Raw genomic sequence first — 16,067 nt, 5'->3', positions numbered from 1 at the left:
AGGGTTTCAAGACTTTATAAAATTCCTTAGCGTACAATTTTCCCGTTTTGGCACGTTCTAGCCATAAAGAACGACGTGCTGGAAACTTGGCTAAAGCTGTTGAATCTTATGAGCAAGCTATAAAACAAGATGTAAACAGCTACTCAGCTTGGCTAAAAAAAGGGTATACACTCTCAGCTTTACAACTCGACCAAGAAGCTGTTCTGTGTATAGATAAAGCTCTTACACTGAGTAGTGGTTCTCCTGATGTTTGGTACTATCGAGGAAATTTACTTGCCAAAATCAACAGAAATGAAGAAGCTATTAAATCTTATGATAAAGCACTAAAAATAGACCCTAAAAATATCGATGCCTTGATTAATAAAGGTAATTTATTATGTGCTACTAACTTGGAATTGGCATTAAATTGCTACAATACAGTTCTGGATTTAGAGCCTAAGAATACTGAGGTAATTAAAAAACGAGATTTCTTGCTTTCTCAGCAACAAAAAGCAACAATAACACTATTGAATCAAGCAAATAGTTTGTACGATACAGGCAAATTTGAAGAAGCAATAAATATTTACGAGCAATTGCTTAATCAGCAACCAAACTTAGCTGAAGCTTGGTACAAACATGGTCAAATATTATATGAAATTGATAAATGCGACAAAGCAGTTAATTCTTTATATAAAGCAACTCAAATTGATGGCAACAATTTTAACTACTGGTTATATTATGGTAGAAGTCTTTACAGAACAAATAACTATGAAAAAGCAATTTTATCATTAAAAATAGCCAATAAAATTAAACCAGATGATGCTGACCCTTGGTTTTATCAAGCAGCAACATTCTTGAATTTAGAAAAATACAATGATGCTATTACATGTGCGAATGAAGCTATTAAATATAATTTTAGTAAGATTTCGTCTTGGTTAATAAAGGCAAGGTGTCTTTTTTACATGGATTGTTATGAAGAATCTATTTCGGTATGTAAAAAAGCTATTGAAATTAAACCAGATGCAGATGAAATGTGGCATAATCAAGCAGGAGCTTTTTATGCTTTAGAAAAATATGATGATGCCATTACATGTGTAAATGAAGCAATTAAATATAACCCTAATGATGCTTCATATTGGTTTTTAAAGGGAAGATGTCTTGTTTTTATTGAATGTTACAAAGAAGCACTACCTTGCTTTGATAAAGTTCTTGAAATTGGTTGCCATGATGATTTTATTGCTTGGGGTTCAAAAGGTTTATGCTTAGTAGAATTAAAAGAGTACGAAGAAGCACTAAAATGCTGTAATAAAGCTCTTGAAGTTGGTACGGATGATATAGCAGGAGAATATATAATAAATCTGCTGAATAAATGTGAATGCTTAAAGGGCTTAAAAAGGGTTTCAGAGTTGTTTCGCTGTTTTGATGAAGCAATACAACTTCAGCCAAATTCTGCTAAAGTATGGGATAAACGCGCACGTCATATGTATTCATTAAAACAATATGCTGAAGTGATAATATCTTGCAGAAAAGTAATAGAAATCCGAGGTGGAGATATGGATATTTATTTTTTGGTAACCAAATCTGTAGAAGAATTAGGGCAAGATATAAATAATCGAGAAGCAATTATAAAAGATGCTCTTTTCTGTATGAACGATGCTGTAGAAAATGATGATATTTATCATTCAGATGCTTGGAATACTGAAGGAGGAGCATTTGCTTGGAATCTTCGAGGAGTATTACTCTTGGAACTAAACAGGTTAGATGAAGCACTAGAGTCTTATAACAAAGCAATTAAACTTGATGATTATAATGAACAAGCTTTATTTAATAAAGGAGATATTTTATGTAACATGATATTATCTGAAACTAAAAATAATTATCAAGCTTATATAACAGGCGATTTTTCCTCAGAGATTAAAAGATATCAAGAAGCATTAGAGTGCTTTAATCAAGTTAAAAAACTTAATCCTGAACATCCTGAAATTCTGAACAAGATTGCCTTTGTCACCTCTCAAATAGAGAGTACAATTAAACTGCAGGGATATAACAAAAATAAATAAATAACCTTATCTAGTGATGGTTATAAGTATCGCTAAAAATTTGATTTTCGTTGTAGTTAAACCAAGCTGAAAACATAAAATTAGACCTTTTGCGACTTGAAAAATATCCTTCTAAATACATTATTAACTAATTCCTTAAAAAAAATAATCAAAATGGAGTAATAAAATGACAAATTTTACAGAAAAAATGTTTAAACAATACTGGGATAAAGTTTCAATCTCATCTGACAAAGGTGATTATTACGTAAGCAAAGAAAAGTATAATGAAGCCCTTGATGAATATAAAAAATCTTTGGAATCTCTTAATATGGCTCTTATGCTGTCAAAAAAAGATGCCTTTGAATCATCAGCTGGTTATATAGAGATTCAGATTGGCGCAACTCTTGTATTAGTAGGAATATGTTATCAAATAACTCGTTGTTTTAACCAGAGTAAACACTATCAAGAGGCTGTTGTTTTTTGTAAAGATTTTCGACTTGCTCTTGAAGCTTTAGAGCCTTATAAAGATAAATTTAATTTACAAAATTTAAAATTATATGATGATTTTTCTGAAAAAGCAGAATTAATGGAAGATACAGGAGAATTAGGAGCATTAATTACTAAATATAAAAATACTGATAGAAAAGATATATTAGTCAAGAATGATATTCTTGAACAATTATGTAAAGAATTTGAAGAAGTTTGCAAGCATGAAGCGTGCCTCGTAAAATCGCAGAATAAATATCAAGAATCTATAAATGACTAAGATGCTTGGAAAAGTATGGTATCTGCTGTATTTGTAATATTAACTCTTGCTTGGTGTACATCACAATCATTTCGTCCATCAACACAAATATCAAATTCAACTGCAAATAGTTCAAATACATCAAATACATCATCAGTATCCTCACCAGAGCAATTTGTTGAAAATTATTACTTGGCTATTAATAACCAAGAGTATTTATCAGCATGGAACCGTCTTTCTTCTAGATTCCAAGCTAAAAAATCAGTTATGCCAAATGGTTATAACTCTTATCTAAAGTGGTGGGAAACAGTTGAACGGGTAGAGATTAATCAAGTTAATCCGGTATCAAAATCTAATGAAGCTGCTCAAATTGATATACAATTGCAATACTTTATGAAGTCAGGAAGAAGAGTGTCTCAAAATTTGCGTCTATGGCTATTATGGAACACCAAAAATGAAGCGTGGGTTATTGATGATACAAAACGTTTATAACATAGATAGATGCGAAAAGTTCATCTATTAAGGCTTTAGTAGACGCATTGGAATATAAACAGGACTTACGATATTGTCACATTGATTTGTCGGTGCGTGACGCTACAAGTCTTATCACTACGCTCAAATTTTTTCAATGGCGTCACACACCCTACGTTAGGGATGTGTTGGTTGTGTAAGTCCTAATAAAATAAGCGGTAGCTGTGTTGGGTAAAATCCGACGAAGATTCCGCGTTTGATTAAGAGCCAACGGCGCCGGATTTAGTACGAACAGTTACTTCTCGCTTTTGGTTTTCAGCTTCCCAGATTTCCACACGTTCCCCGTTGTAGTTTGCGTCACGGTTTAAACCTGGGCGCCAAACGGAGGAAAGCAGCATTTTTGATATGGGCTATTTGCTCAGGGGTGCAGTAAAGGACGGCAGTTTGTAGTTCGGATGATGATGCTTTTAGTACGATTTTTCCGAGTTGGTAAGGGTTGTCCCATACTGCGAGCATTTTTGAGAGTAACGATGGTTGGGTGTGTTCAAAAGTTGGTTTATGGGCGTTTTGGTCTACACACCCTACACTCTCCTTACTAGGTAAGGGTTTGGGGTCTACACTCTTGTCTGCACTGAGTCTACACTGCCTACACTCTCCTAGCCATTCGCTGATACGAGGCGCCTCTTCAATATCGTCCCGCGCGCTGCACTCCATATATCCGCCAACCATTGCCCTGGAAGAGCGAGAGCGGACATTTGTCCATCCTACTTCGCGGCATAATTCGTTTGAGATGTCCTCGGAAGTTGTTTTTGGTAAAGAGTGATTTTGAGTTGTTTTCTTCACACATTTGCATGTAGGCGCCATATAAGGTGTTGATGTCGTCACCCTTGCCACCTAACATTACATATTTTTCTGGTGTTGCAGGTAGTAACATTTCTTCCATGAATAAGGCTACCCCGCTAAAATCCTTCAATTGGTTCAGTAGTATTAATGCCTAACCAAGGTCGGAGATTACCGCGCTTAACTTTTATGAAGCTGCCTGTGGAGGTTCTGACTTTAATCTCTCGTCCTCTGCCTGCTTCAAAGATTTCTACTCGTTCTCCTAAGTAGTCAGCGTCGCGGTTGAGTCCCGGCGCCCATACAGAGTTAGCAGCATCTTTAATATGTTTGATTTGCTTTGGCGTGTAGTTAATAACGGCGGCGCCTAACTCAACTTCTGATAAGGATAAAACTAAGTTACCTAGTTTGGTTTGGTTATTCCAGACTTCAGCTATTTTTGAAGACGTACTTTTCTCAATAACGGGTGGCTTCACCGCAATAGGGGTTGCTGGCACCTTGGTTTCCACTCCATTTTGCACTGCTGAATTCTTTGCTGGTTGGTCATTGCACTCATCCCACCCCAAATTGTCTCTATTAGGCGCCAAAGGTATTGATGAAAACTTCGGAGTAAAAACATTGTTGTATGTCCAGTTTTCTAAGAACTGGTTTATTTTTTCATCCATATCTGAGCAATTGGGGTGGGATGGGCTTCTGTCTTGATTTGACGGGGTTTCTTGGGGTGGTGATTGAGATGGAATTGGTGTGCTGGGTGTGCTTGTTGCGATGCTACTATCCTTTGTTGAGAATGTACTACCGTTTGGTGGCGCCGAGAAGTTAAATCCAATTCCTTGAATTGCTGGGATGGTCTTTTTACCACTGGGGTGAGCTATTGTTACTTTCTTGGCTTTGGGGAATAGCTGTAAGAATCTTGGTATTACTTGATTTGCAGCTTTGACGTTTTTATCGCTCTTTTTGGCTTGCTCTACCCAGATGGCTTTGAGTTTTCCTTGTTTGGTTTCTTCGTAGTCGAGTGTACCGTTATCTTGATACCACTGTTCTAGTAGTGCCCAAATCTCGCTTGCGCTTTTGGTGCTGTCGGGGTTGTAGTTTAAACCAACGTCTAAAGAAAATTGGAATAGGTGACAGTTTTCGATCTGAATGTCTCTTAGTGTAGCTTCCGTACAAGAGTAATTAATACCTTCGCGCATCAAGTCTATTAATGCTTGTAGCACTTTATTTAAAAATGCTGGTACAACCATTGTTGCTAGAAATATTGGGTCGTATTTAAACCGGGGGTCTGCTTCTATTTCTCCCTTGCTTGGGTCGGCGCCAATTTTGAAGGTTTTATTGAAACTCAGTATTCCGTATCTGGTTGCAATTGCTTCTAGAGTTCCATTTATATCTGGTGTGTCGTTGACGTTGAAGATTGCAATACCTTCAGGAAGATAATCTTCTGCGTCTATTCCTTTGCGTTCGGAGTCTAAATTTTCACCTGTAATAAATGCTTTCAGACTTTGAATTGCGTCTAGTCTTTTTGTGTTGGCGTTTTCTGATGCCCAGTTTACCCGCGAGTTGATCAGTTTTGATAGTGAGAATTTACGTCCAGAATCGTAGGCAGCAAAGTCTGTAAGTGTACAACCTGTCATTCCCTGGCGCCCATACATTAGACTAACTACTTCTCTTAATGAATCTTTACCGTTGCTACCATCACCTTTGAGTAGCAGCGCGCGTACAGTGCGTCCTTTATATTGTCGTACCGTGGGAATATCTAATGATGCAGCGATGGTACGCAAGAATATTTGTAGTTGTGCTGGGTCGAGTGCTTCTAGTAAACGGTCGCAGTATTTTGAGTCGGCGTCTGGGTCATATTTAGCAATTGGTTTGTAGGTGTAGTACAAGTCTGGTGTGTGGTCGATAAGTTTCCAGCTAGGAACTGAGTCTTCCCAAACCATTTGTAATACACCGTTAGTACAGTTAATTCCTGGGGGGTTGAGTAATTCGGGCAATACACCAAATCGTATTTTGACCCACTCTAAAATTTTATGAACTGCGGCAGGGTTGGCGTAGGGATAACGAATTTCTCCCTTGTCAGAGACGGGGTACTTGTTACAAAAATTAGCAATCCGCGCTCTTTCGGTTACGTCATGACTATATATATAGTGGTCTGTTCCCCATTTATAAAGTTTGTTGTTAGCGCAAATCCAGCGTCTATCACCGTAGAGTATTTCCATCGCTTTTTGGGTGATTTCTGTGTTTGGCTCAAAGCTGTCGGGGATTGAATCAAATAAATCATAAGGATCAGAAACGATTCTTTCAAACTCTGCGCGTTCAGTTGCGGCGTGAATTTCTTGTTCTAGGCGCCGGATGAATTCTTCGGAGTCCATTTGTGCCAAGATTTCTTCAATATCTGCGGCGCCATGTGGTAAACTATCACAAATTTTTTCTGGGTTAATTAGAACGCAGGGTATTCCTAACTCGTTGCAGCACTGCTTAAAGGTTTCGGCTTTCTTTAACCCGGTTTGATCTGGGTCATGTAAGAAAACCATGACAACTGAGTTTAATGATTCTTTACTTTTAGTTAGAGCGAGTTTGATTTCTTCTGGTTTCCAGTTACTACCTTGGAATGTACTGCTAGCAATGCGAATACTTCGCGCAATTTCTACACACTTCTCACCTTCAAGCCATAGTAGTGCTGGTGTATTTGGAGCATTGGTTGCGGCGCCGATAGCTTCTTCTAATTTGTATGCACTCCAACTCACATCACCTTTTTTCCATTCAATTGAGCCATCATCTTTTTTATGGCACTGCATGAAAGTTTTATCCCGTCCCTTGGGTTTACTCGCGTCAGTCCAATCAAAACGATGTACTGATTGTGACTCGGAGTAAGTATAAGTAAGTTGGGTTACGGTATTTATTAATGAAACTTTTACGGGTATATACTCTACTGCTCCATTACCTGCATCTTCTTTTAGTGTTGAATAAGCTTCGTTTTTTTGAGCTTTTTTTACTGAATCTCTTACCCTGAGTGGTATAAATTCTGGCTTTCGTGGTTGTGGAGAATCTGTTGGTATTTCTGGTAGCCTGACTATGAAAGCATCTTGGGGGATAGGTACTGGTTTAAATTTGGAATGTTGAGGTTTGAACTGGATGCGCTGTGGTGGTGTGTAATTCTTATCCTGACCGGGTTTACGCTTCTCCCACGGAGCTACAGCTTGTCGAATATCTTTACACTCGCAATGGTTCCAGCATTTGTATGCACCTGTTTCTGGGTCAATTTCTAGATTATGACCAGAGCAAACAGGACAGTAATAGCGATTTTTTTCCTTAGCTGGGGTTATATGTTCTGCAAAATTCCGAATGTCAAAGGTTTTTATTCTGTCTTGTAGCTGCACGTTCATCTGTTCTACTCCAATGTGAAAGTTAACTTTGGAGCGGGTTTCCACGCTTTGCTACAACACGGCGCCTTTACTTGGTAACATCTGTACTAAGAAAATACAAGAAAAATAACCAATATAAAATCAGCCACATACCTTTTCACCTTTTCGGTGTAAAATGGTTGTAACAAGGCGTGTTATTGGAGAGCTTTTCAGAGAAGAACTTGACTTTCGGACTTCCTACATCGTTGGGTCTTGTTCTTAACTTAGCCTCTTACCCGCCTGACCATTTATTCAATTAAATAGCTACTCCTTTACTGTAAAGCTTTTTTGCTCATAAGCTTTGAATAGCTTGGCGCCACAGTACAATTGTGCTGTTTGACTGCAAATCGATTTGTGTACCATAAAACATTCTACAGCGAACACGGAAGTTTAACATCATACCCCAAAGCATCTTTTCCCTTAACAAAAGTTTTGGGGTAATCGCTTAAAAGTGTTATTGCATAAGGATTATTAAGTTACCTAGCTTGGTTTGGTTGTTCCAGGAAGAGACTATTAGTTCTGTGACGGCTTTTTTACTGTTTTGTTATGATGCGTAATGATAATAAAAATTTATTTGATAATTGAATTTATATTTTTAATACATATGGAAAGCGGAATCACTGGTAAGACAAGAAAATATTCATAAATTGGAAGAAGAACTGAAAACTAAAAATGAAGAGTGCAAAAAAATAGCAGAAAAAGTTATAGAACTCATAAATGAGTATCGACAAGAAGAACAAAAGTTTACTAATATTTACTAATTGCTAGATATTCAAACTGGGTAGCCTTACTTTTACTTTGCTCCCAGTTCGTCCACTGCAAAATTACGAATATTTTTCAATATAAAGATATCGTAGTCTTTTATTAAATCACCAGTACAGACAATGGGTAAGCGCTCTTGATAGGCTTTAATAGCAAGTATATAATGTATATCGTTTAACTCAGTTTTTATTTTTTGTAGTTTATCGATTACTACACCATATATTGTTATTTCTCCGCTCAATTTACTGCTGTTGGGTGCTTGAATTTGTATTACCATTCCTTGAAGCGTAATGTTACTAACATTTGTTATTAAATCACTCAATATTTCTAATTGAGAACGATTTTCAACTTTCTCTAAAATTTCCATAATTTCGGACATTCGACGGGGATAGTCTTCAAATTCTGGGTCTAAGGGTAAATAAATTTTAATTTTATCCGATGCGAATGTATCTCTAATCCATGTTGATACTTGGTTGGGTACATTATTTTTTTCTATCCATCCTTTTTGATGCAGGTAAGCTGCTACTTTATCGGGTTCTAGATTTTGTAATATTTCAATATCAGAAATAATTGCTTTCATAAAGTACCTCTTGTTTCTATTTGCTGCATAATATTTTTAACGGCGCCTGCTGTAAACGTCTGCTGTCGAGGCAAGTATACAGTTACACTATCTGCATTTGTTGTCTCTGGCAATCCTCTTAATGATAACCAATATCCACAGCGACGTAGACAAAGCTCGTCTTCCGATTGTTTTAACCACTCAGATTGGTCATCGGGAATTAATACTACAACCAAAATTTTAGGTACAAGTGTTTTTTGCTTTCTCAACTCGTTATAGTTTTTAAGTTTGAGCGGGTATCTAATTGAGTCAGGACTTAAGACTGAAGTTGATGTTGATTTTACTTGTACCTCAAGTCGTGGTGGGTAAAGCGAGTCTTCTGTTTCTACACCTGAAATAATTATGTCAATACCACCAATGTCTAAGGGTCTAGATGCAATTTGGCATGAATATCCTGCTGCTGAGACAACGGCGTATATATATGCATAACTAAATTCTTCCTTCTGTATATTTATGTCCATTTATTAAAGTTAACGTCATGAAAGTGCAAGTCATAATTTTACCTTCCAGATACTGTTTTAATTGCAGATCAAGTTTTGAAGGGTGCATGAATACTACTCGCGCAAATTTAAAAATTTGAGGTAGTAACTATTTAATAGATGCGGCGCCCTCCTAAAATCCTTCAATTGGTTCTACTGGGTCAATGCCTAACCAAGGTCGGAGATTACCGCGCTTAACTTTTATGAAGCTGCCTGTGGAGGTTCTGACTTTAATCTCTCGTCCTCTGCCTGCTTCAAAGATTTCTACTCGTTCTCCTAAGTAGTCAGCGTCGCGGTTGAGTCCCGGCGCCCATACAGAGTTAGCAGCATCTTTAATATGTTTGATTTGCTTTGGCGTGTAGTTAATAACGGCGGCGCCTAACTCAACTTCTGATAAGGATAAAACTAAGTTACCTAGTTTGGTTTGGTTATTCCAGACTTCAGCTATTTTTGAAGACGTACTTTTCTCAATAACGGGTGGCTTCACCGCAATAGGGGTTGCTGGCACCTTGGTTTCCACTCCATTTTGCACTGCTGAATTCTTTGCTGGTTGGTCATTGCACTCATCCCACCCCAAATTGTCTCTATTAGGCGCCAAAGGTATTGATGAAAACTTCGGAGTAAAAACATTGTTGTATGTCCAGTTTTCTAAGAACTGGTTTATTTTTTCATCCATATCTGAGCAATTGGGGTGGGATGGGCTTCTGTCTTGATTTGACGGGGTTTCTTGGGGTGGTGATTGAGATGGAATTGGTGTGCTGGGTGTGCTTGTTGCGATGCTACTATCCTTTGTTGAGAATGTACTACCGTTTGGTGGCGCCGAGAAGTTAAATCCAATTCCTTGAATTGCTGGGATGGTCTTTTTACCACTGGGGTGAGCTATTGTTACTTTCTTGGCTTTGGGGAATAGCTGTAAGAATCTTGGTATTACTTGATTTGCAGCTTTGACGTTTTTATCGCTCTTTTTGGCTTGCTCTACCCAGATGGCTTTGAGTTTTCCTTGTTTGGTTTCTTCGTAGTCGAGTGTACCGTTATCTTGATACCACTGTTCTAGTAGTGCCCAAATCTCGCTTGCGCTTTTGGTGCTGTCGGGGTTGTAGTTTAAACCAACGTCTAAAGAAAATTGGAATAGGTGACAGTTTTCGATCTGAATGTCTCTTAGTGTAGCTTCCGTACAAGAGTAATTAATACCTTCGCGCATCAAGTCTATTAATGCTTGTAGCACTTTATTTAAAAATGCTGGTACAACCATTGTTGCTAGAAATATTGGGTCGTATTTAAACCGGGGGTCTGCTTCTATTTCTCCCTTGCTTGGGTCGGCGCCAATTTTGAAGGTTTTATTGAAACTCAGTATTCCGTATCTGGTTGCAATTGCTTCTAGAGTTCCATTTATATCTGGTGTGTCGTTGACGTTGAAGATTGCAATACCTTCAGGAAGATAATCTTCTGCGTCTATTCCTTTGCGTTCGGAGTCTAAATTTTCACCTGTAATAAATGCTTTCAGACTTTGAATTGCGTCTAGTCTTTTTGTGTTGGCGTTTTCTGATGCCCAGTTTACCCGCGAGTTGATCAGTTTTGATAGTGAGAATTTACGTCCAGAATCGTAGGCAGCAAAGTCTGTAAGTGTACAACCTGTCATTCCCTGGCGCCCATACATTAGACTAACTACTTCTCTTAATGAATCTTTACCGTTGCTACCATCACCTTTGAGTAGCAGCGCGCGTACAGTGCGTCCTTTATATTGTCGTACCGTGGGAATATCTAATGATGCAGCGATGGTACGCAAGAATATTTGTAGTTGTGCTGGGTCGAGTGCTTCTAGTAAACGGTCGCAGTATTTTGAGTCGGCGTCTGGGTCATATTTAGCAATTGGTTTGTAGGTGTAGTACAAGTCTGGTGTGTGGTCGATAAGTTTCCAGCTAGGAACTGAGTCTTCCCAAACCATTTGTAATACACCGTTAGTACAGTTAATTCCTGGGGGGTTGAGTAATTCGGGCAATACACCAAATCGTATTTTGACCCACTCTAAAATTTTATGAACTGCGGCAGGGTTGGCGTAGGGATAACGAATTTCTCCCTTGTCAGAGACGGGGTACTTGTTACAAAAATTAGCAATCCGCGCTCTTTCGGTTACGTCATGACTATATATATAGTGGTCTGTTCCCCATTTATAAAGTTTGTTGTTAGCGCAAATCCAGCGTCTATCACCGTAGAGTATTTCCATCGCTTTTTGGGTGATTTCTGTGTTTGGCTCAAAGCTGTCGGGGATTGAATCAAATAAATCATAAGGATCAGAAACGATTCTTTCAAACTCTGCGCGTTCAGTTGCGGCGTGAATTTCTTGTTCTAGGCGCCGGATGAATTCTTCGGAGTCCATTTGTGCCAAGATTTCTTCAATATCTGCGGCGCCATGTGGTAAACTATCACAAATTTTTTCTGGGTTAATTAGAACGCAGGGTATTCCTAACTCGTTGCAGCACTGCTTAAAGGTTTCGGCTTTCTTTAACCCGGTTTGATCTGGGTCATGTAAGAAAACCATGACAACTGAGTTTAATGATTCTTTACTTTTAGTTAGAGCGAGTTTGATTTCTTCTGGTTTCCAGTTACTACCTTGGAATGTACTGCTAGCAATGCGAATACTTCGCGCAATTTCTACACACTTCTCACCTTCAAGCCATAGTAGTGCTGGTGTATTTGGAGCATTGGTTGCGGCGCCGATAGCTTCTTCTAATTTGTATGCACTCCAACTCACATCACCTTTTTTCCATTCAATTGAGCCATCATCTTTTTTATGGCACTGCATGAAAGTTTTATCCCGTCCCTTGGGTTTACTCGCGTCAGTCCAATCAAAACGATGTACTGATTGTGACTCGGAGTAAGTATAAGTAAGTTGGGTTACGGTATTTATTAATGAAACTTTTACGGGTATATACTCTACTGCTCCATTACCTGCATCTTCTTTTAGTGTTGAATAAGCTTCGTTTTTTTGAGCTTTTTTTACTGAATCTCTTACCCTGAGTGGTATAAATTCTGGCTTTCGTGGTTGTGGAGAATCTGTTGGTATTTCTGGTAGCCTGACTATGAAAGCATCTTGGGGGATAGGTACTGGTTTAAATTTGGAATGTTGAGGTTTGAACTGGATGCGCTGTGGTGGTGTGTAATTCTTATCCTGACCGGGTTTACGCTTCTCCCACGGAGCTACAGCTTGTCGAATATCTTTACACTCGCAATGGTTCCAGCATTTGTATGCACCTGTTTCTGGGTCAATTTCTAGGTTATGACCTTCACAAACAGGACAGTAATAGCGGTTTTTTTCCTTAGCTGGGGTAAGAAATTCCGCAAAGTTCCGAATGTCAAAGGTTTTTATTCTGTCTTGTAGCTGCACGTTCATTTGTTTTACTCCAAAGTAAAAGTTAGTTTTGGAGCGGGTTCCCACACTTTGCTACAACAGCGGCGCCTTTACTTGGTAACATCTGTACTAACAAGCAGACAAGAAAAATAACCAATATAAAATTAGCCACATACCTTTTCACCTTTTCAGTGTAAAATGGTTGTAACAAGGCGTGAGTTTAGAGAGAGTGTTTGGTAAAGAACTTGACTTTGGACTTCCTACATCTTTGGGTCTTGTTCTTAACTTAGTCTCTTACCCGCCTGACCATTTATTCAAATTAAATAGCTACTCCTTTACTGTAAAGCTTTTTTGCTCATAAGCTCTGAATAGCTTGGCCCCACAGTACAATTGTGCTGTTTGACTGCAAATCGATTTGTGTACCATAAAACATTCTATAGCGAATACGTGCGTTTAACACCATAGCTGAAACCATCTTTTTCCCTTAACGAAAATAAATACTCTTGCTTTGAACCATTCTAATTGAGTACTACAAATTAGACTAGTTACATTTGTGCTGTAACTGCCTACTTATATCAATATTTCCGTAGTTAAATTATGTGATGAGTTCATGGTAGAGAGCGAGCGGTACTCTTCATAAATAGCATCATATGAGATTGTACTCTACAAATAAGTAATTTTTGCAACTTGATAGCAAAAAAAAACTCTTGTGTGCTGCTCCGGCTCATAGAGTAACTATCAAGTTAAATAAAAACTCTTGCCAGTTGCCGATTACAAGATATTTCCCAAACCTTTACAGGTGAAATAGTCTGTCCTGACTACAAGCTATTTTATTTGTATGCGTCAATCGCTATATAGTAATGCATGTACCGATACATTTGGCTGCATTTTAAACTATCGATGGTACACACGTTAAATAAATATAGGCACCACGAGTATCAAACTTTGAGGTTTTTAGTTTACCCGCCCTCGTAATCTATTTAGTTTTAATAACTGTTTTTAAATATAAAGCATTTTTGCTCCCGTATTATTAGATGGCAATTTTTTGGAGTAACTCGGAGTCAATAGTAGTAAAAGAATACCGATACCCGTCAGACCGATGAATAGGTTTGGTATTTTTGGGACTAAAGCTTGTTTCTTTGCCTCCAAATGGAATAAATGCTAATGTTTTCGCCGCTTTCTTTACACGTCCCAATACAAAGCCACTTTTTTTCTTAACTTTTATGATATCACCAGCTTTCCAATCTTTTCTAACGTGTTTTGGTGCATAATCTTTGCGAGGGAAACCATGTTTATCTATTGTCACAAATTGGCGATTTCCATGTCCATTACATTTTACTCGTAGTGGCTGAAAAGTTTTTAATGTTACCAATTTTGACGCATTTACACATCCTGCATCAATAAAATGAGTTTTGGGCAGGTTTGATTTTACACGCATCATTTTAGTATAGGCGCCTGAACCGTAATGAACAGGAATATTTCTATGTGTCAATGACTCAAATAATTTGTTTCTGGTCGAATTAACCGCAGCAGCATTCCGAAGACTTTGTTTTTGGTGCTTTTTGATGTTGTTTAAACGAACCGGGTCATTTTTCAAAAATTCGTCTATTGATTGATTACTTTTATTTTGATTACATTGGTGACAAGACAATGTTAAATTATTGAATCTGTCTGATCCACCCTTTGATTTTGGTTGAATATGCTCAATTTCTAGAGGTATATCAGTAGCATCACAGTAAGCACATTTTCTACCCCAATGTTCTAACAGTGCTTCCCGTAAAGTATATCCCTGTAAAGTACCTTGTTGATATTCAATACCTTCTATAGAGGGGTTTTCTAGTTTCTGCATGTCAAATTTGACACGTTCGACTGCAATACTTTTTATCGGTGCTAGTTTAATAATACGCTTTACCCATGTCATAGTAGTATCAACTCGGTGTTGAAGACTAGGAGGCAACCAACCCGGTTGTTTTTTGTGGTTTGGTCGAATTGGACGATATCTAGTATTTCTGTTTCGTCTCTTTTTCCGAGTATTTGACCTTGAAGTTAAACTTTCAGAAATAGACAATCCACGATGTTCTAATTCCATCGCCCAAATGATTGTTTCTGTTTCAATTTCTACAAGAGCAATGCCAGTAAATTTGGAACCAGGATCAATGCGTAATTCCAAATAAGGTAGAGGTAATTCATCTACCGATTTTTTAAGAATGATTGTTGCTGGAAACCATTTAAATAGTGCTGCTTTTTGACTATCCAAGAGTTTCCTTGCTAATCCGGCAGTACACATTGTTAATGATTTTTGATTACTATCAAGTACAAAGATGAAATTAGTAGTCATTGTTGTGACTAGTCTCCATATGGGTAAAGTGTGCCTCGACACTGCTTACAGGCTTCTTGATAGTTTTCGGTTCGACGACAGTGGGAAAAATCGTTTTCATCCTTGACCGACGCTTGAGGCTGGCTAACCTCATTGAGTCCTGACCTGTAAGCGGACTAAAAGGGTTTTATCCCTAACGCAGAAGGAACAGTTCTACGTTGAGTCTGGACATGACCCGGAATTATTAGAATTACTCCTAATAACTACGTTTTCCCGTCACGCCATGCGAAGATAGCTTTGGCGCCGCCGCGCGTTCAAGAGTTCGTTAACTTTAGACTGCCTGTGGCGCCCATCCCTCATCCTACTATCAATCGCAACACTTAATAGCATACCCACAAGCCCCTTTTTTTAAGAAAAGTAAACAATCTGACAACGTGTATAAAATTTAATATCACTTTCCATAGGTAGTTAAATTTTTTTGACTACCTGTTTTTGTGTCAATATTCCACTTGGGAAACTTCAAGACTTCATGGTAACGAGCGCATAACTTCATAGTGCGGTGTTCCCAGAGTGCCAATATGCATTCTACTTCTTCAAGTATCGATTTGGCTAGAGAAAAGAAAAAAATACTTATTTTTACCCTGGCGTTCTATGTAGCTTTGAGTTAAGCAAAACGAAAATTGCTTGACGATTATTAGTGTTGCCTCAAACCTAGAAGGATGCTACGGTCTACTGGTCTTACAAGCTATTTTGCATTCTATGTATAGATTACTATCTAGTAATACGGTGTAAATATCTGGCTACAATTTATCCTTGTGGTGGAACTATGATAATTATCAGTGATATGACTTTAAATCTAACATCAAATTATTATTAGCATGGTAGATAGTCAATCTTTTCAAGCGATAACTATTAAATATTTTGGCTATTATTTGATAACTATAAGTCAATAAATATACTCAGCTATACACTTAAATAATAGCGAATAAATACAAATACTATACCCAATGTCACCTCCAATTCGCAATTCGCAGTTCGCAATTCGCAATTAAGACAAACAGTGAGGGCTTGT

The 16,067-nt window shown here is 38.0% G+C and carries 11 protein-coding genes; 3 read left to right on the top strand and 8 right to left on the bottom strand.

Annotated features, from left to right (window positions below; all coding sequences use genetic code 11):
* The first annotated feature begins 47 nt into the window (after positions 1–47).
* From AC2JBO_RS33765 to AC2JBO_RS33755, 3 genes are all read left to right on the top strand, one after another.
* Entirely contained in the window at positions 48–2,039 is a 1,992-nt protein-coding gene (locus tag AC2JBO_RS33765; protein ID WP_496958010.1) for a tetratricopeptide repeat protein, read from the top strand.
* A 166-nt stretch (positions 2,040–2,205) separates the two neighbouring features.
* On the top strand, positions 2,206–2,784 hold the full coding sequence (locus tag AC2JBO_RS33760; RefSeq protein WP_496958009.1) for a hypothetical protein: 579 nt from the start codon (positions 2,206–2,208) through the stop codon (positions 2,782–2,784).
* 15 nt (positions 2,785–2,799) lie between these two features.
* A complete protein-coding gene (locus AC2JBO_RS33755) occupies positions 2,800–3,255 on the top strand; it encodes a hypothetical protein (protein WP_496958008.1) in 456 nt (151 codons plus the stop codon).
* A 239-nt stretch (positions 3,256–3,494) separates the two neighbouring features.
* Here AC2JBO_RS33755 and AC2JBO_RS33750 read toward each other — a convergent pair whose 3' ends face one another.
* The 8 genes from AC2JBO_RS33750 to iscB form a co-directional block, all read right to left on the bottom strand.
* The gene (locus tag AC2JBO_RS33750) at positions 3,495–3,632 is read right to left on the bottom strand and encodes a hypothetical protein (protein WP_496958007.1); all 138 of its coding nucleotides are present in this window, start codon (positions 3,630–3,632) and stop codon (positions 3,495–3,497) included.
* Positions 3,592–3,948, bottom strand: a complete 357-nt coding sequence (locus AC2JBO_RS33745) for a hypothetical protein (protein ID WP_496958006.1) — start codon at positions 3,946–3,948, stop codon at positions 3,592–3,594. The genes AC2JBO_RS33750 and AC2JBO_RS33745 overlap by 41 nt, the downstream gene beginning before the upstream one ends.
* Positions 3,920–4,177 (bottom strand): primase-like DNA-binding domain-containing protein, encoded by a 258-nt coding sequence (locus AC2JBO_RS33740; protein ID WP_496958005.1) that lies wholly within the window; start codon positions 4,175–4,177, stop codon positions 3,920–3,922. The genes AC2JBO_RS33745 and AC2JBO_RS33740 overlap by 29 nt, the downstream gene beginning before the upstream one ends.
* Before the next feature lie 16 nt (positions 4,178–4,193).
* A complete protein-coding gene (locus AC2JBO_RS33735; RefSeq protein ID WP_496958004.1) occupies positions 4,194–7,451 on the bottom strand; it encodes a DUF5906 domain-containing protein in 3,258 nt (1,085 codons plus the stop codon).
* 811 nt (positions 7,452–8,262) lie between these two features.
* On the bottom strand, positions 8,263–8,811 hold the full coding sequence (locus AC2JBO_RS33730) for a hypothetical protein (RefSeq protein ID WP_496958003.1): 549 nt from the start codon (positions 8,809–8,811) through the stop codon (positions 8,263–8,265).
* Positions 8,808–9,311 (bottom strand): DUF4365 domain-containing protein, encoded by a 504-nt coding sequence (locus tag AC2JBO_RS33725; RefSeq protein ID WP_496958002.1) that lies wholly within the window; start codon positions 9,309–9,311, stop codon positions 8,808–8,810. The genes AC2JBO_RS33730 and AC2JBO_RS33725 overlap by 4 nt, the downstream gene beginning before the upstream one ends.
* A gap of 151 nt (positions 9,312–9,462) precedes the next feature.
* Positions 9,463–12,720: a DUF5906 domain-containing protein gene (locus tag AC2JBO_RS33720; protein WP_496958001.1), complete on the bottom strand. Its 3,258-nt coding sequence runs from the start codon at positions 12,718–12,720 to the stop codon at positions 9,463–9,465.
* A 988-nt stretch (positions 12,721–13,708) separates the two neighbouring features.
* Complete coding sequence (iscB, locus tag AC2JBO_RS33715; RefSeq protein WP_496958000.1) at positions 13,709–15,016, bottom strand: RNA-guided endonuclease IscB; 1,308 nt, start codon at positions 15,014–15,016, stop codon at positions 13,709–13,711.
* Positions 15,017–16,067: the final 1,051 nt, after the last annotated feature.

This window comes from Calothrix sp. CBUCES-K 9914, assembly GCF_059640475.1.
The sequence above is the reverse complement of the archived record's forward strand: the minus strand, read 5'-3'. Positions and strand labels throughout refer to the sequence as shown.